This is a genomic window from Pseudomonas sp. ANT_H12B (assembly GCF_008369325.1).
Classification (GTDB): domain Bacteria; phylum Pseudomonadota; class Gammaproteobacteria; order Pseudomonadales; family Pseudomonadaceae; genus Aquipseudomonas.
In genome coordinates, this window is sequence record NZ_VOBI01000030.1 from 1 (window position 1) to 22,549 (window position 22,549).

Here is a 22,549-nt window from a genome sequence, read left to right on the forward strand (position 1 = left end):
AATCACTCGCGTATCAGACTGAAGCTAAACGGCCTGAGTCCTGTTGAATACAGAACTCAGGCCGCTCAGGCATAGATGGGTAAACGTCCAACTTTGTGGGGTCAGTTCAGAGCGTGGGAACGATCAGTCCGCGTACCCACCCGACGACCTACCGTCCCTTTCAAAAAACACCGCCTAGACTTCAGGCATCTGCATTTGAGCAGCCAGACATGTCCCGCAGTCCGCGTAGTCCAGGAGGGTCAACGCTCCGACTTCGGTTCGGCGGATGGCTTCTGCTGACGAGCTTGCTGCTGACCGGGCTCGGCAGCGTCTGGGCCGATTGGAATTTTGCGCAAACTCTCAATACCGCCCAAATCCGCTACGGCCCGCTCGGCCCGGCTCAGGGGCGGATCGCAGCGTGGGGCCAAATGCTGCAAAGCGAAGTCAACGCGCCCGCGCCCGAGCAACTGAACGCGGTCAATCGCTTCTTCAATCAACAACTGAGTTTTCAGGACGACAGCCACATCTGGCATCAGAGCGATTACTGGGCCACGCCTGTCGAATCGCTGATCAAGGGTGCCGCCGACTGCGAGGACTACGCCCTGGCGAAGTATTTCAGCCTGCGCCACCTCGCAATTCCCAGCGAGAAACTGCGCACTACCTACGTTAAAGCGCTGGCCCGGAACCAGGTGCACATGGTGCTGACTTTCTATAACAGCCCCACGGCCGATCCGCTGGTGCTGGACAACTTGATCGGCGAGATCCGCCCCGCCTCCCAACGCAAAGACTTGCTGCCGGTGTACGCCTTCAACGCCGAAGGCCTGTACCTGCCGGGAACCAATGGCAGCAAACGCAGCAGCGACTCGAAGAATCTGTCGCGCTGGCAAGACGTACTGAAAAAGATGCAGGCCGAAGGGTTCGCCGTGGGCGACGGCTAGCTGCCAAAGCAAGGAGCGTTTTATGTCATTACGCAAACAGTTGTTTCTCGCCATTTGCCTGTTCCTGCTGGTGGCGTTCAGCGGCAGTTTTTTTGTCAGTCTGGAAAGCTCTCGCGACCAGATGCTCGGCCAGTTGCGCTCCCACGCCCAGGACGCGGCCACCGCATTGGGTTTGTCGTTGACGGCGCAGATCGATGATCCGGCCATGATCGAGTTGATGGTCAGCTCGATTTTCGACAGCGGCTATTTCAACAGCATCCGGATCATCAACATCGGGACTGAGCAGGTGCTGGTGGCGCGCAGCGCACCGGCGCAAATCGACGGTGTTCCCGCCTGGTTTGTCAGTCTGGTCAACCTGCGTCCACAGGGCGGCGAAGCGCTGATCATGCGTGGCTGGGAACAGGTGGCACGGGTTGAAGTTTTGAGTAATCCGCAGTTTGCCCTGGCCAAACTCTGGGACAGCACCCTCGGCAGCCTGATCTGGCTGCTGCTGTGCGGACTGCTCAGCACGGTGTTTGGTGGTTGGTTGTTGCGGCGGCAATTCCGGCCGCTCGACGTCATGGTCAAACAGGCCGAAGCCATCAGTAAACGCGAATTTTTAAGCCTGCCGAAACTGCCACGCACACCTGAATTGAAACGTGTGGTATTGGCCATGAACCAGATGGTCGAGAAGCTCAAAGCGTTGTTCGCCGAGGAGGCGGCGCGCAGTGAAAAGCTGCGGGCCGAGTCCTATCAGGACAGCCTGACGGGGCTGGCCAATCGACGCTTGCTGGATGAACACCTGGCCGACCATTTGCTGGTTTCGGAGCAGAGCAGCGACGGCCATTTGCTGTTGTTGCGGCTCAACGATCTGGTCGGCCTCAACCAGCGTTTGGGCGGCCAGCGCACTGATGCCTTGATCGGCACCGTCGGTGTATTGCTCACGCGTCTGACCCAACTTGGGGAACGTCGCACCTGGCTGGCAGCGCGCAATCGCGGTGGCGAGTTCAGCCTGCTGACACCCGGTCTCGACACCAAGGACGCCGCACGCCTGGCCGCCGAAATCAGCGCCACCCTGGAAAACCTGCGCCTGACCGGCACCAGCGATTGCATGCCCGTGGCGCATATTGGGGTCGTCGCCTATCACCCTGGCGAGTCGGCCAGCGAGGTGCTGATGCGCCTTGATCAAGCGCTGACCCAGGCCCAGCAACATCCCGAGCGGCCGTGGGTTCACTTGGCCCACTCCACTACCGCGCCGAACCAGTCCCAGAGCGATTGGCGCGCCTGGATCGACGATGCCCTGACCGAAAGCAAAATGCAGCTGTATTTCCAACCGGTGGTGCAATGCGCCGACACCAGCCAGGTGCTGCACCACAAAGTCCTCGCACGCCTGCTCGACCCACAAGGCGAGGCGATTGCTGCCGGGTATTTCCTGCCGTGGATCGAGCGTCTCGGCTGGTCCGCGCGGTTCGATCTCGCGATGCTCGAAGCGACCCTCGACTACCTCGTCGTCAACCGTTGGCCCCTGGCGTTGAGCCTGTCCGGCAGCACCCTGCGCGATCAAGTACAGCTGCAAAAGATCCTCGACATGCTTGAATCGCTGCCCGAACTGGCGCCCTTGCTGATCCTGGAAATCGACGAACGCCAGCGGCCGCCACCCGACGAATTGCAGCGCTTGAGCCACAGCCTTCTCAATACCGGCTACCGCATCGGTTTGCAGCATTTTGGTGGCAGCTTCAGTCAGATAGGCAATCTGACTCAGTTGGGGCTGGCTTACTTGAAAATCGACGGTGCGTATATTCGGGGCATTGATGAACAGAGTGATAAACGGCTGTTCATCGAGGCGATTTTCAGGGCAACCAACAGCATTGATTTGCCGTTGATTGCGGAGATGGTCGAGACGCAAGGCGAATTGGAGGTGATCAGGGAGCTGGGGGTGTTTGGGGTGATGGGCAGGTTGATCGGGCCGCCGGAGCCGATGTGATTCGTCCGACCGCTTGTCTTATACCTGCCTTCACCTGTCAGATCTGACAGTAGGCAGACACTGGCATTGAGCATCTAATCCATCCATATCGATTGCCGCCCGCTCGGGCGTTTACGCATCACTTATGGATAAAGGCACTCGCTCATGACCAGCCAATTTACAGGTTCTACCGCCGACTCCACTGGACAAATCCAGGTATTTCCCTCCGAGCCCGGTATCGGCGTGCTGGTAATCTCGCCGCCCTACGTCATCGGTTACAAACCGTTGAGCGACAATGCGTTGGGCGTCAACTACAGCATGGTGCACAGCGACCTTCGAGGGTTGTTGGTTTACATCCTGACTTATTTGCAGATGACGATAGGCGACCAGATCGATGTATTCCTCGGGCCAGGCACCACCCCCGTCGCGTCATTCTCGGTCACTGACAAGGATTTCGATGCTGAAGGAAATGCCAAAAACATTCCCTTCTACATTCCGGTCAAGACCATGGAAAACAAGTACCCACAGCCTGGGAACCTGCCGTTCAGATTTGGTGTAAAGCGCTTGGGTGGAAACGAGGAAAAATCAACGCCGTTTGATCTTTTTTACAAGAGTTTCCCACCTGGAGATCCCGATACTGACGGTGGCAAGCCTTTCAACCAGGGGCTGCCCCTGCCCATCGCCTCAGAAACAATCATCGATCAGAACGTGATTGCTGAGGGCATGACCGTGACCGTGTTGGCCTACTTGCATCAAGCCATGGATGATGTGGTGGAGCTCGCCTTTGGGCCACTGGCGTTGTTTTTCACGGTCACGGACCCCACAGCCGATATCGTCTTTGATCTCACGCCGGAACTGTTGGGCCAACTCTCCGCCAGTGATGTTCTGATCGTGCGATATCAATTGACCGACAAAGTACATAACCAGAGTGGCTGGTCGGACGCCTTGAAGTTGCAGGCAAAGCCCGGCGTCACGCTGCTGTCGGCACCGGTGGTTGAACTGGCGGACGAATTCAACGTGGTCAATCACGACACTCTGGCGGGCAACCCCATGTCGGTGTTGGTTACCGGTGTATTTGCTACTGATGACGAAATCGTTTTGACGCTGGCGGGGTTTACCCACTCCGGTGAGCCGGTGACACATGCCTACCGCAAAACCCTGAGCAGTTCCGGCAGGACGGTGTTCTTTGACGTGGAAAACGAGCGCGTACAGGCGCTGATCCGGGGCGCACTGCGGTTGACTTACGTGCTGACCAAAAAAAGCACCGGTAAACCACAGCATTCGAAACCTGCTGACATCACTATCAGTGGCTCGTCCAGCCCACTGCGTGCACCGACAGTTGAACAGGCTGTGGCGGATGAGTTACCCGCCGACACTGCAATGGCCCAGGTACTCGTGCCCTCTTACTGGCCACTGAAAGTCGGGGCGACGGTCAAGTTGTATTGGCAAGTAACAGGAGCGGATGGCGTGATGAGCCGCTTTATTTTCGGCCGCACCGCAACCGACCCCAGCCTGCCCATCACCTTCGACGTCGCCGCTAAATATATCGCGCCTTACGCAGGTCAGCCGTTAACGGTGCATTGCGACATCGCTAACCCGGGGAAAGTGGCCGTGACCTCCGAATTGCTGCAATTGGTAATTGGCGAGGAGGCCAAGCTCGAATTGTTGCCACCGTTTCTGGTCAAGCCGGCGGTCAGCCCGATTGATGTATTGGCCTATCCGGAAGGGGTGACGATGCGAATTGAATACCTCGGGGCACGGGACGGTGACCGGGCGCGATTGGTCGAGGTCAATGCGCCGGCCGGTTCGCCACAGTTTCCGCTGGTGGCGTTCAACAGCAACAAGCGCGTCAATACCAAGTTGACGCCAGAGTTCCTGGCGGCCCGGCAGGGAAAGGAGATTGACCTGCGGTGGAATCTGAATCGCGGCGGCGGGCAGGCCGGGAAATCACCGGTGGTGGAATTGAGTGTGCTGAAAATTGCGGATGGGGATATTCGCTTGCCAACTCCAACCATAGACCGTGCATCAGGGCAGGAACTGGATGTGACCCGACTGCTGAGCACGGATCCGATAACCGTTGCTCCCTGGCTGCATTTCTGGAATGAACTTGTTTCGTTAACCTTTGAAGGTACGAGGCTTGACGGCACAGGTTTTTATTTGGAATTTCTTAAAAATGAGCCATCCACCCCACCGGGCCTGAATAAAACGTTGCCGATTGAGGAATTAAAAAAACTCAAAAACGGGAGCACTCTGAAAATCAGTTTCACCGTATCGTTTAATGACTCCACTGGCAAAACAACAGTCATCTTCCCCGAGCGCAAATACAACATTGTAAATGTTGTATTAGAAGAAAATTTTGACTCCACTCCAGTTCAGTCCATCGGAATAGGTCAAACTATTGAAACACCCAGCATGACAATCCGAATTCTATCAGCAAACGCCACTTTAAAAATTGCAGACTCACGCACATTAACGACACACTTTCCTGTTCCGCAACAACAACCTGGGAGAATGGAAAAACATGTACTATTTTTAGACTCAACTAATACTAACGTAACTATCTCTCTATCCTTCAAGGCAGCTTATTCAAGAATTAGTTTTTGGTACAATCAAACCAAAAGTACTACAACTGTCTTCTTTCTTGGAACACGCGGTGTTCTTGGGCAACAATCCTTTAACTCCAATGAGTCTCCCTCAGGACTGCATAATCTTGTAGGATCTTACCCCGGAATTATAGGAATCGAAATCCGGGGAAACAATGACGCTTACTTATTAGACCACTTTCAATTCGATCTCTAAAATTTCGGAAAATGGGACGCAAAGTGAGTTGGAGATGATCAGGGAGCTGAGGCTGTTTGGGCAGGTTGATCGGACCGCCGGGGCCGATGCAAGGATTCGACCACTCGTCTTAAACCTGTGAATACCTGTCAGATCTGACAGTAGGCAATCATTCACGCCGGACGATCTAATCCATCCATGCCGGTGCCGCCCACTCGGGAAGCCAGGCGCCCCTATGGAAGGTACTCATTCATGAATAGCCCAGTGACAAACGCTGCCCCCGCGTCCAACGGACAAGTCGTGGTATTTCCTCCCGATCGCGGCATCGGCGTGCTGGCGGTCGTCGCGCCCTATCCGCCCGGTTTCAAACCGCAGAGCGACGGCGCCCTAGGGATCAACATCAATATGGTGCACGGTGACCGTGACGGATTGCTGGTTTACATCCTGGCCTATCTGAACATGGCCATCGGCGACAACATCAAGGTTTACATCGAAACAAAAAACGCTCCCGTCGCTGAATTCTCGGTCACCGACGCGCATTTCGATGCTCAAGGGGAAGCGAAAAACATTCCGTTTCATATTTCCGCCAAAGACATGGAAGCCAGGTTTCCGCAATCCGAGAACAAGGCCTTCTGGTTCGAGGCTGTGCGCGTGAGCGGCAACGGCACCGAAGTATCGCCGCGTGTTTCGATGCTCTACAAACATCCAGCGCCGGGCGAAGCGGACACCGACGGCGGCAAGCCATTCAACCAAGGGCTCAAGTTGCCCATTGCCTCGGAAAGCGTCGTCGATCAGACCGTGATCGATGACGGCATGTTCGTGACCGTGCCGGCGTACTTCAATCAATCGATCGGTGACGTAGTGGTGCTTGCCTTCGGATCATTGCTCCTGGAGACCAGTGTCACCGTATTAGGGGATGTAGTATTTGAGCTGACACCGGAAATGCTCGCCACCCTGGCGCCGACCAACAGCCTGGTGGTGCGTTGGGAAGTGTTCGACGTGGTGGAAAACTCCAGTGGTTGGTCGGATGCGCTCATCCTCACGTTCAAACCCGGCATGGTGCTGCTAGCCGCACCGATTTTTGAATTGGCCGATTCCGACAACGTGGTGGATCACGATCGGCTCGCCGGCGGTGCCATGACGATCCTGGCCACCGGTGTATTTGCAGAAAATGATCTGATCGAGCTGACCCTGGAAGGGTTCACCAAAGGTGGCGACCCAGTCACTCACACCTTCAGCGTGACGCTGGCTGCCGCGAGCAGAGCCCTGGACTTTCCGGTGTTGAATGAGTGGGTACGCAACCTGATTGGAGGTTCGGCGCGAGCCTCTTATACGGTGACCAAAGCAGGCAAGACCCAGCGCTCGAAACCCGCCGACGCCACCTTCACCGGCACATCCCTGCCATTGGGCCTGCCGATTGTCGATCCGCTGGTGGACAACAAGCTACCGGTCGACACCGCCACGGCCACGGTTCGGGTCGCCGAATACTGGCCCTTGAAAAAAGGTGCGTTCGTCAAACTCAACTGGCAAACCACCGATCAGGACGGGATTGTGACGCTGTTCATTTTCCAGCTGGTTGTCACCGACCCGGTACAGCCCGTCATCTTCCAGGTGCCAGCCAAATATATCGCCCCGTACGCCAGCACCCCTTTGACCGTGCAATGCACGGTGAATAACCCGGGTGAGGTAGAGGTGTTTTCCGAATTGCTGCAATTGATGTTTGGCGATGCAGCGCAAGTAGTATTGGAGCCACCGTTTCCGGTACCGCCAGCCACACAGCTGATCGACCCGTTGGGTGATCTCCCGACGATCCGGATTGAATACCTCGGGGCACTGGACGGTGACCGGGCGCGATTGGTCGAGGTCAATGCGCCGCCCGGTTCGCCACAGTTCCCGCTGGTGGCGTTCAACAGCAACAAGCGCGTCAATACCGTGTTGACCCTAGCGTTTCTGATGGCCCGGCAGGGAAAGGAGATTGAACTGCGATGGAATCTGAATCGCGGCGGCGGGCAGGCCGGGAAGTCACCGGTAGTGAAATTGAGCGTCCTGAAGATTGCGGATGGGGATATTCGCCTGCCGACACCGGCGATTGATGGCGCGGTAGGCAATGAACTGGATGTAACAAAAATGCGGCTCACCGATCAATTTCGAGTGACGGGCTGGCCGCATCAGATGGCGGGGCAGCGGGTGTGGTTACGCTATGACGGATTCAATGCCAGTGGTGCGGCGGTATTCCTTGAGGATCTCAAAGGCGAGCCGCACAACGCGTTGCCAGGGCTGATCCGGCCGGCGGCGGTGGAGTGGTTGAAAACGCTTAAGGATGGGAAAACAGTAACGATTACCTTCAGGGTGAGTTTTGATGGTGTTGAAGATGTAATTAAAGCAACACAATTCCCTACACGCGCCTATACAGTTAAATCACCGAAACAGCCCGTATCAGGACATGAAAACTGGGAACGGGAAACACTAAGAACATTACCCTATGACACCCCCATAAATTTCGCCAGCGGCCTGACGCTGACGACTCAACCCATTGAAGGCGGGCGTAACCCCGCGAGGCTTTACAAGCCGGAATCACACTATGGGGGAGTAGTAGGTAACGTATCCATGATTAGCGGATCACCTATCAGCCTTAGATTTGAACTTAATGGAGTGGCGAGAAAAATCAGTTTTATCTATATAAACTCCCATGACAGCCAAAACAACGTTTCCTTCTTTGACGTCAACGACAACCGCATAGACATTAAGTATTTAGTACTCGGTGACGCTCACATTGTAAATACCATTACTTTCAGCTCAAGCACCTACTGCCATTACTTCATAATAACAATATCCGACCCTGTCGCCCTTGATCAAGGCGCGGTAATCGACAATATAAGCTGGACAGCTTAACTACCGAAGAGATAAAAATCAGGATTTATTAGTTAATAAAGTGACGTATTAATTTACGAACAAGTACGAAAAAGGGGACGTATTTATTTGCCATTGATCGTTCCCAAACTCCGCGTTGGAATGCAGCAAGGGACGCTCTGCGTCCCAAAAGCAGACGCTGAGCGTCCGGGGGAGGCATTCCCACGCGGAGCGTGGGAACGATCAGCATGATCAACGACGACTCCGCAGACAAAAAACCCGCCATCCCTTTACCGGGATGGCGGGTTTTGTCGTTTCAGCCTTCAGATCACACGGTATCAACCTTCAACGAATGGTCATTGAGCATCCCGTTGATGATGGTCGCCGTATCGTGCCCCCCCGCAACCACGCCACCCGCTCCCGGCGTTATACCGTAGTGGCTGGCCAGGTTCACACCCGCCAGCTCGATGGTCTGGTTCGGTGCGGCGCCGGCCATGGCGCTGACATCGATACTGGTGAGTACCGAATCGCCGCTGCCAATGACTTTGAAGTGCAGGTAGTCATCCAGCGACGCAGTGGTGCCATTCTCGCCTTGCAGCAGTTGTGACAGGTCGAGTTTGTCGGTGCCCGGTGTGAAGTCGGTGACGACGTCGTGACCGCTGTTGCCTTTGAGCCACTGGAAGGTGTCGGCGCCCGCACCGCCGCTGAGGGTGTTGTTGCCCAGGCCGCCGATCAGGAAGTCGTCGCCGCCCCCGCCCTTGAGGATGTCGTCGCCCAGGCCGCCGGTGATGATGTTGCTGTTGTTGTCGCCGGTGAGGCTATCGTTGAAGTTCGAACCTGTGAGGTTTTCGATCCCGGTCAGGGTGTCAGTGCCTGCGCCCAGGGTGTTCTGCGCGGCGACCAGGCTCAAGTCGACTTTGACTCCGGCCGTGGCATGGGCGTAGCTCGCGGTGTCGTTGCCGGTGCCGCCGTCGAGCAGGTCGTTGCCCGCGCCGCTGAACAGCAAGTCATTGCCGGCGCCGCCGTGCAACTCGTTATTTCCGGAACCTGCGGAGAGTACGTCGTTGCCGTCGCCGGCATTGATCACGTTGTTACCGGCGCCCGCCACCAACACATCATCGCCCGCCGTCCCGGTGAGGGTATGGCCGTCCTGATAGGTGATGGTCACGGCGGCACTGTCGCTGCCGCCGTGGTTGTCGTTGGCGGTGTAGGTACCGTGGGCGTCCGGGGTGATGTCGTGGCCGCCGGAGTAGTTGAGGGTCATGGTCAGCTGATAGTTTTCCGCGTTGTTGGCGCCGCTGCCGCTGGTATTGGTGATGTTGGTGATATGGATCTGGTAGGTTCCGTCCGAGGTCGCGGTCAGGGTTTGCCCGTCCGCCAGGGCGAACCACGCGCCGCCATTGATCGAGTACTCCATGGCGATGTGACCGCCCGCCAGGTTGTGGTCCAGGTTCAGGGTTTCACCTTGTTTGAGGTTGACGGTAATCCGGTCCTCATCGTTGGCATTACCTTTGGTCACCGCCCCCAGATAACCACTGACCACCAGCATCGCCGTCATCGTTGCCGCGTTCGCAGCGAAGGAGCTGCGCACGTTCGCCAATACCTGGTTAGCGTTGTTGTTGCCGGTTGAGGAGAAGCTGATCGCCCCGGTGCCGGTGAAGTCTGCGCTTCTGGAAATCCAGCCGGTGTTGAACGTGGTGGGCGAAGCCGTCAGCGGATCGCCGTTGGGGTCGGTGTCGTTGGCCAACAACAACTCGCCCGGTACCACGACGCTGCCCGACAGTACGTTGGTGATGACATGGTCGTCGGCTGCCACTGGCGGCGCGTTCGGAATGACTTTGACCACCAGCGTGGAGCTGGCCAGGTCGCCGTCATTGTCGCTGACGGTGAAGCCGATATTTTCAGTGAGCACCACCGCTGTGGTTTTCTGCGAGACGTAGGTGTATTCGCCAGTATCGAGGTTCACCACCAGCGTGCCTTTGTTGTCGGTGGCGATGCTCAGGGTGTTGTTGGCCGTGTTGAACGTACCGTGGTTGACCCCGCCGCTGAAGTTCAGCGAACCCTGGTTGCTGTTGCCTTTGGGGTCATAGGTGTAGGTGGTGCCGTCCACCGTGATGGTTTTGATGAAACCGCCATCGGCGCCAAACGTACCGCCCTCGCCCAGCAACGAACCGGTGACCGGTGCGCCAACCACGGTGCCCGACAGCACCGAGTTGAGTTGTTTGAGGTCGGTCACCACCACGGCGTTGGTGTTGGTGTTGGAAACGCCGTCATAGGCCAGTGGATCGAGGTTGGCATTGCCGACGTTGTTCCCCAGGCCAATCGCATAGTTCTTGATGTCATTGGCTTCGAGGAAGGCTTTCCAGGCGGCCTCATCCGCTGTACCGATAGCCCCTTCGTTAGGTTTGCCGTCGGAGAAGAAGTAGCCGACGTTCTGTGCGCCCGTCAGTTTGCCGTTGGTCTCGAACGCGGTTTGCGCCACGGCCACCGCCTCGTCGTAGTTGGTGCCACCCCCTGCCGTGAGGCCGGCGATGATCGACTTGGCCGTCGCCACATCCACCCAGACCAAGGTCTTGTCAGTGGCGTCGCTGCTGAAGGTGACAATCTGCACTTTCACATCGCCCAGGTCGTCGTACTTGTCCAGCAAAGCGCTGATCGCCTGTTTGGCCAGCGCCAGTCGCGACAGACCGTTCACGCCGGAACCATCGGCCATGCTGCCGGACACGTCGATCACCAGCAGCAAGTTGGAGTCGATCTCCACAGCCGCCACCGAACGGTCCGACGCCACGGCTTTGGGCACGTCATCGACGATGTTCACCACGATGGTGCTGGTGGTGCTGTTGCCCAACGCATCGGTGGCTTTGTAGGTGAAGCTTTCGCTCAGGGTGTTCGGCCCATCGTTGGCACCCGGCGACGATTTCGGTGCCGAGGTCAGCGTGTAGGTGTAGGTGCCGTTAGGGTTGAGCAGGATTTGCCCATAGGTGCCGGTGGCGTTGCCGACCAGGGTGTAAGTGACCGCGCCACTGGCACCGCTGACGGAGCCGACCAAGGTGCCGGAAGCGGTTTCGCCGGTGTTGCCGGGCTCGCTGCCGGTGACAGAGCCCGCCGCCAGGTCCTGACCGTCCCTGCTCAAATCAAGGGCTTTTTCGTAGACGGTTACGTCCGTATCGGTGACTGCTCTGATGCAACTGTTGCTGACATCGATGGTGATGGTAGTGGTGCTTTGATCACCATCGGCATCACGCACGGTGTAGGTGAACGTGTCCGTGGCACCCGGTTCGTTCACCGAGTTCGGGTTGCTGTGATAAACCGCATTGCCGTGGGCATCGAGGGTCAGGTAACCGTAGGCGCCGTTGATGCTTGTACCCAGGCCGCCAACGGCCGGGGTCGAGGTGTTGCCGCCAGCGCGCACGCCGACCACTGCACCACCGGCTGCCAGACCGTCGGCACCGCCCACGTCGTTGTCCAGCACGTTGCCGCTGATCGTGCCGCCCTCTACCACGCTCGCCAAATCCGCTTTTGCGGTCGGCAGATCATCGACGATGTTGACGTTGATCTGACCCGAGGCTGTGCTGCCGTCGCTGTCAGTGGCGACCACACTGAAGTTTTCGGTGATGCCGTTAGCACCGTTGGCATTCGGATGGGTTTCGTTATCCACCAAGGTGTAGCTGTAACTGACCACGCCAGTCGCCGGGTTGTAACCGGTGATCGTCAAGGTGCTGCCCAACGGGGTGACGATCGATTGCGGGAAGCCTGCGGCCACGCCGCCGGTCAATACGCTGATGCCGCCAACCGTCAGGTTCTGCAGACCGTCAAGAGCCGTGACCGTGAAGGTGCCGGTCTGGGTCAGGGCCGCAGCGTCTGGATGAGTGCCGTCACTGAGGTTTTTCTCGTAGACCGTCAGTTCGCCACAATCGATATCCAGGCCCTTGATGATGACCGGGTCGTTGTTGTTATGAACGTTCAGCACCAGGGTTGCGGTGCTGGTATCGCCGTCCGAATCGGTGAGGGTGTAGACGAAGTTTTCCGTGCCGTTACCGCCACCGTGCAGGGCTTTGAAATCAGCATCGCTGGTGTTCAGGGTGTAGGTGTAAGTGCCATTGGCATTCAACACCAACGTGCCGTAAGTACCGGTGAAAGTACCGGGAGTGATCGGCCCGGAATTCGGGCCGGTCGCCACATGATCGGCGCCTTGTACATCGTTGCTCAGCACGTTGCCGTTGAGGGTCAGCAGGGTTTCCGACGCTGCGTGAGCGTTGTTGTCGTTCACCGCTTTGGGCACGTCATCGACAATGTTCACCACGATGGTGCTGGTGGTGGTGTTGCCCAAGGCATCGGTGGCTTGGTAGGTGAAGCTTTCGCTCAGGCTATTGGCGCCATCGTCGACATGCGGCGTGGTGCTTGGCGCCGAGGTCAGGGTGTAGGTGTAGGTGCCATTGGGGTTGAGCAGGATCTGCCCGTAGGTGCCGGTCGCGCTGCCAATCAGGGTGTAAGTGATCGCGCCGCTGGCGCCGGTAACCGAGCCGACCAGGGTGCCGGAAGCGGTTTCGCCGGTGCTGCCGGGCTGGCTGCCGATGACAGTGCCGGGCGCAAGATCCTGCCCGTCCTTGGTCAAGTCCAGGGCTTTTTCGTAGACGGTCACGTCAGTATCGGTAACTGCCACGATGCAACTGTTGCTGACATCGATGGTGATGGTGGTGGTGCTTTCATCGCCATCCGCATCGCGCACGGTGTAGGTGAAAACGTCGGTCGCACCCGGGCTGCTCACGGCGTTCGGGTTGCTGTGATAGACCGCGTTGCCGTTGGCATCCAGGGTCAGGTAACCGTAGGTGCCGTTGATGTTCGAACCCAGGCCGCCAATGACCGAGGTCGAGGTATCGCTACCGGCGCGCACGCCGACTACCGCGCCACTGAGGGCCGGGCCGTCAGCACCGCCGATGTCGTTGTCCAGCACGTTGCCGCTGACGGTTCCGCCCTCCGCCACCGATGCAGCGTCGGGTTTGGCGGTCGGCAGGTCATCGACAATGTTGACGTTGATCTGCCCCGACGCAGTGCTGCCATCGCTGTCGGTGGCGACTACGTTGAAGTTCTCGGTGATGCTGTTGGCACCGTTGGCGGTCGTGTGGGTTTCGTTGTCCACCAGGGTGTAGGTGTAGCTGACCACGCCAGTGGAGGCGTTGTAACCGGTGATGGTCAGGGTGCTGCCCAACGGGGTGACGATCGATTGCGGGAAGCCCGCGGCCACGCCACCGGTGACCACGTTGATGCCACCGACGGTCAGGGTTTGCAGACCATCGAGCGCAGTGACGGTGAAGGTGCCGCTTTGAGTCAGTGCAGGTGCGTTGGGGCTGGTGCCGTCGCTGAGGTTTGACTCGTGGACGGTCAGCTCACCGCCATCGACATCGAGCCCACCGATGGTCACCGGGTCGTCGTTGTTGTGGATGTTCAGCACCAGGTTGGCGGTGCTGGTGTCGCCATCGGCGTCGGTGATGGTGTAGGAGAAGGTTTCCGTGCCACTACCATTGCCATGCAGGGCTTTGAAGTCAGCGTCGCTGGTATTCAGGGTGTAGGTGTACGTGCCGTTGGCGTTCAACACCAACGTGCCGTAAGTCCCGATGAAGGTACCGCCGACAATCGGCCCGCTGTCGGGGCCGACGGGAATGCGGTCAGCACCCTGGCTATCGTTGGGCAGCACGCTGCCGGTCAGGGTCAACAGGGTTTCCGAGGCGTTGCTGGCGTTGCTGTCATCGACCGCTTTGGGCACGTCGTCGGTGATGTTGACGTCCAGAGACCCGGTGGCGGTATCGCCATTGGGATCCCCGGCAACCACGGTGAACTGTTCGCTGAGATTGTTGATGCCATCACCGGCCGAATGGGTTTCGTTGCCGTTGAGGGTGTAGCTGTAACTCACAACACCCGTGGCCGGGTTGTAGCCGGTGACGGTCAGGGTATTGCCCAACTGGGTGGTGATCGACTGCGGGAAGCCTGCGGCCACGCCGCCGCTGATCACGTTGATCCCGCCGATGCTCAGGCTGGTCAGCCCGTCGGGCGCAGAAACGGTAAAGGTGCCGCGTTGGGTCAGCGCCCCGGGATTGCTGGCCGAACCGTCGGCCAGGTTGGCTTCGTTGAGGGTCAGTTCGCCCCCCGCCACCGACAGGCCGGTGAGGGTAACCGGGTTGTTTGGCACCTCAGGAACGACCGGTACTACCGGAACAACGCCTGTGCCCCCAGCGCCTGCACCACCGTCATCGCCGTTGTCCGGATCACCGGCCAGACGCTCAAGAGGAAACTCGGGGATGCCGTTGAAACCTGCGGTAGGGAACCCGATGGTCGGATCGACCCGGCCTCCCACTTCTTCGAGCATGACGAAACTGTGACCACCGCCCAGTGCACCACCAGGGGTTCCAGTCGATTCAGGGCCAGCAGCCGTCGCTTCAGCGGTCTGCGTCGGGTCGTCGCCGGCAGCGATCGCTTTTTGCAGTTGTTCGACATCGGTCAGTTGCGCCTGAGTCGGCGTCACCGCTTCAGCGGTGTCCACATGGGGCGCCTGATGCGCGAGCAGCTGAGAGGTCATTTGCAAGCTGCTGCCACGCCCGAGGGTTAGCTCCTGGCCATTTTGCAGATGCACCGCCACCGCGCCTTCGGCACCGGTAATCAGTTGATCGCCAGCGAACAATCGATCGCCCTCGACCAACGCGCGTCGGGTGCCATCGTTCGCTACCGCGAACACTTGGCCAATAACCTTACTGACGATACCGATGAGCGTTGCCATGTGCATTTCCTCCGCTGCCAACCGCTGTCGGCACCCTGGTTGTGCGAAGAACGTGCTCATGGATCAAAGGAGTTGCCCTGCGGATCGTCTACCGGGCTGCTTGGGTTATTTGAAACAAGCCGCTGCCCCGGCGACGTTCTCGCCAAGCGTGCCGCTCGCGGGCGACGTGTGCGATTCGGGATAAAACCCCATGCAATCAACGGCATCGGCATCCAGTTGCGCAACAAATTGCCCTGCGAGCGATGCGTAACGGTTCTGACCCACCAGAGTGACAAAAAACCGGCGCTTCCAAACCGTTCCGCTTCCCTCCCCTCCAGCACTTCTCCGCTCTATGTCGATAAGTGGGTGGAACATTCCTCTGGCCCGAATGAGCTCCCTAAAGCTCATAAATCAAGGCTTTCGGAGTGAACAATGTGCTGGATTTTGCAGAGCGCATAAGTTTTTATTGGCATAAGCCTTATGAGAAATACTTCTTAGCTTCTCTCTAGAATGTTCTTAGCTCTGTTGTTACAAGCATGAAACGGTTTTACCTATAAATGTCGTCAAATAATTGGCGACTGATAAAGCACCATAGGACTTCAGGGAGATGCATCCATGCGCGTTTTGACCCCACTTTGCAGCGCGATTCTTCTGGCCATGGCCTGCTCATCCCAGGCCCAAGCCATGTCATTGACCGAGGCGATCCAGAGCACCATTGCAACCCATCCGGAACTGGCGTCACGGGTGGACAGCCGCCTCTCGGCCGATGAAGACGTGAAAGTCGCCAAGGGGGGCTTTTATCCATCAGTTGATCTGAACGCCGCCTACGGGCGCGGGTACAGCGACAACACCAACACACGGGCGTTCGGCAATCACCACACGGAAATCCTGACTTACACCCAATCGGAACTGCGTCTGCGGCAGATGCTCTTCGATGGTTTCAACACCCCCAATGAAGTCGAACGCACCAAAGGCGTGGTCAACTCCCGGGCCTATTACGCTCAGGGCACCGCTCAGGATCTGGCGTTGCGCACCATCGAGGTCTACCTCGAAGTGCTCAAGCGCCGTGAACTGGTGACCCTGGCCACAAACAACCTGCAAGCGCACTTGCGAGTGAACGATCAGATCGGCCTGCGAACCCAGCGCGGTATCGGCAGCAACGCCGACTCCGATCAGTCCGTCGCTCGCCGGGCACTGGCGCAGAACAACCTCGACACCGCCGAAGTCGACCTGGCTGACGCCGAGTCGAATTTCTACGCCGTCACGGGGCGCCTGCCCGATGAACTCGAAACACCGCCGTCCATCCGCGGCGAACTGCCCGCCTCCCTGCCGGAAGCGCAGCAAAGCATGGTGGAAAACAACCCGTACCTGAAATCCGCCCAAGCCGACGTGCAATCGGCCGAGAGCCAGTACGAAGTCGCCAAGTCGCCGTTCTACCCGCGCTTCGACGCTGAAGCGGCCGTGGGTGCGAACAACAACGTGCAGGGCGAAGAAGGCCACGACAACGAATGGCGAGTGGGTGTAGTCATGAACTACAACCTGTTCCGCGGCGGCAGCGACAAGGCGCGCCTGCAGTCCGATGCGCACAAGATCAATCAGGCGATGGACATCCGCAACAACGCCCTGCGCCAGCTCAACGAGAACATTCACCTGGCCTGGAACGCCATGGTCAACGCCAAGAAACAAACCCCGACCGCCCGCGAGTACGCTGACACCAGCAGACGCGTGCGCGTGGCGTATCAGGACCAGTTCGGCCTCGGACAACGCACCCTGCTCGACCTGCTGGACAGTGAAAACGAGCTCTACAACGCCAACCGCCGCTACACCGAAGTGCGCTACACCGAGGAATACTCGATGTACCGCGTGCTGGCGAACATGGGCCAGTTGCTGAGCCAACAACGGGTGGTGCTGCCCGCCGATACGATCGCCCAGACCGAAGTAAAAAACGAAGCGCGTCTGCCTGAACTGAGGTAATGCAACTGGAGCGATCAATGTGACCAGCATGGAACCCGGCAACACCGGTGTCGATCCGCGGCTGAGCTTCGATGACCCGCTTCTGGACGGTCTGTTGATTCTCTGCAAACTTCATGGCGCGACGGTCAGTCGCGCCAGCCTGAGTGCCGGGCTGCCAATGGCACACCAACGCATGAGCCTGGACCTGCTGCCCCGCGCAGCGGCCCGGGCCAGTTTGCAGGCGCGCTTGCTGCGCCGTGAACTGGCGGATATTTCCGCGCTTAACCTGCCCGTGATGTTGATCCTCAACAACGGCCGCACCGCGATTCTGCGGCGCTTCGGCGATGACGGCCGGCTGCTGATTCTGCCCAGCGAGGCCGATGGCGGTGAACAGTGGGTCAGCCGTGACGAGCTGGCCGAGAATTACAGTGGCCAGGCGTTGTTCGCCCGGCCGCGCCATGAACTCGAAGACTTGCGCTCACCCTTGGTACCGCGTGTGGAGGCATGGTTCCGCGACACCTTGAAGCTGTCGAAATGGCTGTACAGCGATGCAATCCTGGCGAGTTTCCTGATCAACCTGTTGGGGCTGATGGTGCCGCTGTTCGTGATGCAGACCTACGACCGTGTGGTGCCGAACCAGGCCACGTCGACCTTGTGGGTGTTGTCCATCGGCTTGCTGATCGGCACCGGTTTCGAACTGGTGCTGCGCGTGGTCCGCGCACACTTGCTGGACACCGCCGGGAAGAAAACCGATGTGATCCTTTCCGCCACTCTTTTCGAACGCATCACCGGTATGGCGATGAAGGCGCGGCCGGCGACCATCGGCGGTTTTGCCCAGAGCATTCATGACTTTCAGGGCTTGCGCGAATTCCTCACCGCCGTGACCCTGACCAGCCTGATCGACCTGCCCTTTGCCGTGCTGATGCTGGTGGTGATCGGCCTGCTCGGCGGTTGGCTGGTAGTGATTCCGTTGTTGGCGTTTCCGATCACCATCATCTTTGCGATGGTGATTCAGGTCCGATTACGCGACACCGTGCAGAAAAGCCTCAGCCTCGGCGCCGAACGCCAGGCGTTGCTGATCGAAACCCTCGGCGGCCTGGAAACCCTCAAGGCGTGCAGCGCCGAAAGCGAACGCCAGCACAAATGGGAAAGCACCCACGGCGCCCTCACCCGCCTCGACAGCCATGCGCGCAACCTCTCGGCGCTGGCCACCAACGGCACGCTGTTCATCCAGCAATTTTCCGGCATGGCGACCATCGTCGCCGGGGTCTACAGCATCATTGCCGGCAACCTCAGTGTCGGCGCGCTGGTGGCGACCTACATGCTTGGCAGCCGCGTGCTCGCGCCATTAGGGCAAATCGCCGGTTTGATCACCCGCTACCAGCAAGCGCAGCTGACCATGAAAAGCACCGATGCACTGATGTCCTTGCCGCAGGAACGCGACGCCAAACAGCGGCCGCTGGAGCGTACGCAACTGCAAGGTGCACTGGACGTCGTTGGCGTGACCTTCCACTACAACGGCCAGAACGCTCCGGCCCTGGCCAATATCAGCTTCAGCGTGAAACCCGGCGAGCGAATCGGCATCATCGGCCGCAGCGGCTCGGGCAAAAGTACGTTGGCGCGGCTGGTGATGGGTTTCTACTCACCGGAAGAAGGCCAATTGTTGCTCGACGGTCTGGACTTGCGGCAACTGGACGTCGCCGACCTGCGCCAGCAGATCGGTTACGTTGCCCATGACCTGCCGCTGCTGGCCGGCAGCCTGCGCGACAACCTGACCCTCGGCGCCCGTTACATCAGCGATTCACGGATGCTCGAAGTGGCGGAACTCACCGGGGTCACCGAACTGGCTCGCCAGCATCCGCAGGGCTTCGACCGGCCGGTGGGTGAGCGCGGGCAATTGCTGTCGGGCGGTCAACGTCAGGCGGTTTTGCTGGCTCGGGCCTTGTTGCTCGACCCGCCGATCATGCTGCTCGACGAACCCACCAGTGCCATGGACAACAGCAGCGAAGACGTTCTGCGGCAAAAACTTCACGGTTGGGTCCAGGGCAAAACCCTGCTGCTGGTCACCCACCGCACCTCGATGCTCAGCCTCGTGGATCGGCTGGTGGTGCTGGACAACGGGCGGATCGTCGCCGACGGTCCGAAAGAAGCGGTCATCGATGCACTGCGCAAGGGCCGTGTCGGCTCTGCGGCTGTCTAGGAGCGACCCATGGCCCGTTCATCATCCGACACATCCAAGGACCGGGGCTACTTCGGCAGTTTCAGCAAAAGCGCCGAAAGCGAATTCATGCCGGAAACCGCCGGCGCCTCGTTGCAGGATTCTCCGCGCTGGTCGCGGATCACCGTGTGGCTGGCCGCCGGGCTGATTATCACCGCCGTGGTCTGGGCCAAGTTCGCCGTGCTGCAGGAAGTCACCATGGGCGAAGGCAAGGCGATTCCGTCGAGCAAGGTTCAGGTGATTCAGAACCTGGAGGGTGGCATCGTCACCGAGATCTTCGTTCGCGAAGGGCAAATGGTGAACAAGGGCGACACTCTGCTGCGCCTGGATGACACACGATTCCTGTCGAACAAGGGCGAAAGCGAGGCGGATCGTTACGCGTTGACCGCGCAGGTCGAACGTCTTTCGGCTGAAGCCGAAGGCCGGCCGTTCAAGCTCTCGCCTGAAGTGATCGCCAAGGCACCGCAAGTGGCCGAAGACGAACGCTCGCTGCACGAACAACGGCAACGTCGACTGGCCAGCGAACAGCGCACGCTGAGTGAACAACTTCGGCAAAAAACCCAGGAACTCGCGGAGTTCCGCTCCAAACAGGGCCAATACAGCTCAAGCCTGGCGCTGCTGCAACAAGAAATGAACATGTCTGCACCGCTGGTCAGCTCCGGGGCGGTTTCACCGGTGGAAATTTTGCGTTTGAAACGCAGCGCGGTGGAGATTCGCGGCTCGCTGAACGCCACAACGCTGGCGATTCCCCGTGCCGAATCGGCGATCAACGAGATCAAAAGCAAGATTGACGAGTCCGAACAATCCTTCCGCTCCGACGCGGCGAAAGAATTGAATGAGAAACGCACCGACCTGTCGAAAATCACGGCATCGAGTATTGCTATCGACGACCGGGTAACCCGTACCACAGTGGTGTCGCCGGTTCACGGCATTATCAAAGTGCTGAAGGTAAATACCATCGGCGGCGTGGTTCAGCCGGGCAGCGACATGGTGGAAATCGTGCCCATTGAAGACAATCTGCTGATCGAAGCCAAGGTGCGGCCGCAGGACGTGGCGTTCCTGCATCCGGGCCAGAAAGCCATGGTCAAGTTCAGTGCTTACGACTACACGATTTATGGCGGGCTGAGTGCGAAGCTGGAGTTGATCGGGGCGGACACGATTACCGATGACAAGGGCAACAGCTTTTATCTGATTCAGGTAAGGACGGATAAAAATCACTTGGGCGGGGATGCGAAACCGTTGCTGATTATTCCGGGGATGGTCGCCACCGTGGACATCATCACCGGGGAGAAAAGCGTGCTGGATTACTTGCTCAAACCAGTACTCAAAGCCCGGACCGAGGCGATGCGCGAGCGGTAGTCTCTGGCCGGGATTTTCTGTGATTGTTCTACCGCTATCGCGAGCAGGCTCACTCCCACAGTTGACCGAGTTCTTCCAGAAGAAATGCGATCCACTGTGGGAGCGAGCCTGCTCGCGATGAGGCCCTCAATCACAACGACTATTTCGGCCCATGATTGCGCCGAAAGGTCTCCTCCCCCATCGCCGCAATCTGCCCCTCGATCAACACCTCGAACGGTTTTAACAACGGTTCGAAAGAGCTCGGTGCTTCGAGGGTCTGCAACGCCTGAACAATCGCCTCCACCGTCGACAACGCCCCTGATTGAGGTGCTTTGCGCAGTCGATATCTCGATACCGCACCCTCGACCAATGTCACCCTCGGCAACGCCGCTAATAGCGGATTAAGGTGCAGCATCTTGCGCGCCTTGCGCCAGGTGCCGTCCGGGACGACCAGCAACAGCGGTTGATCGTTGGCGGTGTAGGTCTGCAACGGCTGTGCATCCTCGGCAGGAAACAGCAATCGCGCCTGATAACCCGGTTGATTCAACAATGTCGGCAAATCCTCGAACACCTCACCCACCATCAGCTTGGCATTCTTCAACCCCAGCGCCGCCAAGCGCGCGGTGTTCAGCGCATGGTTCACTTCGCTGGGATGCTGCAACAGCAACACGCGAGTGCGACTGTCGAGGTTCGGGATCAGTGGGCACAGGCAATGGGTTTGCGGGCGTAGACAGCGCGGGCACTGGATTCTGGACATTGCTTTTTTTCCTTTAAACAGCCTGATTCAGTTGCGCTTTGAGCAGGTCGCGGAAGGTCTGAATCAGCGGTTCACGACTGCGGCCGCGGCGCACGATCATCGAAAACGGCGCCTGGTAACCAAAGGTCGCCGGCAGTAAAACCCGCAAATCTCCCTTGTCGGCCCACGCCTGGGCGTAGTGCTCCGGCAGGTAACCGATGTAGGCGCCGGACAGCACCAGAATCAGCTGCGCTTCCATACTTTCCACGGTCGCCGCGCTGTGTTTGAAGCCGTGGCGGGCCAGTTCGGCCTGGCTCCAGTAGCCGCGACCGACCATGCGCTGCTGAGTGATGACTTGCTCGGGAATTCGCCGCTCAGTAAATAGCGGATGACGACTGCTGCAGTACAGCCAGTGTTGTTCGCGATAGAGCGGCAGGTAGACCAGACCGCTCATGCGCGTGGAAAACGCACCGATGGCCAGATCGAGGCGGTTGTCCTGCACGCCGAGTTGCAGTTCATACGGGCTCATCACCGATAGGTGCAAATGCACGGCCGGGTGTTCCAGGGTGTAGGCACCGATGGCTTCGGCGAAGGGCAAGGCCTTGTCGCTGACGGTGGAGTCGATCACCCCCAGGTTCAAAGTGCCGCGAAGTTCACCCTTGAGCGCCGCGGCGTATTGTTCGAAGCCTTCGAGTTCGCCCAACAGACGCAGGGTTTCCTGATGGAACAATTCACCCTTGCTGGTCAGGCTGAAACCACCCCGACCGCGATGGCAGAGGACCAGACCGAGGGCCGCTTCGAGCTGGCTCATGTAGGTGCTGATGGCCGAGGTCGAGAGGTTGAGCGCTTGCTGGGCGTTGGCAAACCCCTGATGGCGGACCACGCTGACGAAGATGCGCAAAAGTTTCAGGTCGGGTAAAGCGTTGGCCATGGGGGTCTCCAGACACCTGTAGATCGTTCCCACGCTCTGCGTGGGAATGCAGCCCGTGACGCTCTGCGTCACATACACGAAATAGCGGGACGCGGAGCGTCCGTGGATGCATTCCCACGCAGAGCATGGGAACGA

11 protein-coding genes are annotated in these 22,549 nt (G+C 58.7%); 8 read left to right on the forward strand and 3 right to left on the reverse strand.

From position 1 onward, the window contains the following. From FQ185_RS31250 to FQ185_RS28585, 5 genes are all read left to right on the forward strand, one after another. Positions 1-75: IS3 family transposase (locus tag FQ185_RS31250; protein ID WP_346243103.1), on the forward strand; the 75-nt coding region annotated here is incomplete at its 5' end. A gap of 134 nt (positions 76-209) precedes the next feature. Continuing rightward, entirely contained in the window at positions 210-917 is a 708-nt protein-coding gene (gene lapG, locus FQ185_RS28570; protein ID WP_149420357.1) for a cysteine protease LapG, read from the forward strand. Between the two features lie 22 nt (positions 918-939). After that, positions 940-2,880, forward strand: coding sequence for a cyclic di-GMP receptor LapD (lapD, locus tag FQ185_RS28575; protein WP_149420358.1), 1,941 nt, complete (start codon positions 940-942; stop codon positions 2,878-2,880). 144 nt (positions 2,881-3,024) lie between these two features. After that, entirely contained in the window at positions 3,025-5,658 is a 2,634-nt protein-coding gene (locus FQ185_RS28580) for a hypothetical protein (RefSeq protein ID WP_149420359.1), read from the forward strand. Positions 5,659-5,889: 231 nt separating this feature from the next. Then, positions 5,890-8,529 carry a hypothetical protein gene (locus FQ185_RS28585; protein ID WP_149420360.1) on the forward strand — a complete coding sequence of 880 codons (2,640 nt, stop codon included), beginning with the start codon at positions 5,890-5,892 and terminating at the stop codon, positions 8,527-8,529. A gap of 286 nt (positions 8,530-8,815) precedes the next feature. Here the strand turns inward: FQ185_RS28585 and FQ185_RS28595 are convergent, their stop codons facing one another. After that, positions 8,816-15,259, reverse strand: coding sequence for a retention module-containing protein (locus FQ185_RS28595; RefSeq protein ID WP_149420361.1), 6,444 nt, complete (start codon positions 15,257-15,259; stop codon positions 8,816-8,818). 594 nt (positions 15,260-15,853) lie between these two features. Between FQ185_RS28595 and FQ185_RS28600 the strand changes: the two genes are divergently transcribed. From FQ185_RS28600 to FQ185_RS28610, 3 genes are read left to right on the forward strand one after another with little or no spacing between them, the layout of a single operon-like run. After that, positions 15,854-17,212 (forward strand): TolC family outer membrane protein, encoded by a 1,359-nt coding sequence (locus FQ185_RS28600; RefSeq protein WP_149420362.1) that lies wholly within the window; start codon positions 15,854-15,856, stop codon positions 17,210-17,212. Between the two features lie 19 nt (positions 17,213-17,231). Then, positions 17,232-19,391 carry a type I secretion system permease/ATPase gene (locus FQ185_RS28605; protein ID WP_149420363.1) on the forward strand — a complete coding sequence of 720 codons (2,160 nt, stop codon included), beginning with the start codon at positions 17,232-17,234 and terminating at the stop codon, positions 19,389-19,391. A 9-nt stretch (positions 19,392-19,400) separates the two neighbouring features. Further along, complete coding sequence (locus FQ185_RS28610) at positions 19,401-20,768, forward strand: HlyD family type I secretion periplasmic adaptor subunit (RefSeq protein ID WP_149420364.1); 1,368 nt, start codon at positions 19,401-19,403, stop codon at positions 20,766-20,768. A 139-nt stretch (positions 20,769-20,907) separates the two neighbouring features. On the opposite strand, the gene FQ185_RS28615 is transcribed toward FQ185_RS28610, so the two are convergent. Continuing rightward, entirely contained in the window at positions 20,908-21,504 is a 597-nt protein-coding gene (locus FQ185_RS28615; RefSeq protein WP_149420365.1) for a tRNA-uridine aminocarboxypropyltransferase, read from the reverse strand. A gap of 13 nt (positions 21,505-21,517) precedes the next feature. Continuing rightward, the gene (locus FQ185_RS28620) at positions 21,518-22,414 is read right to left on the reverse strand and encodes a LysR family transcriptional regulator (RefSeq protein ID WP_149420366.1); all 897 of its coding nucleotides are present in this window, start codon (positions 22,412-22,414) and stop codon (positions 21,518-21,520) included. Positions 22,415-22,549: the final 135 nt, after the last annotated feature.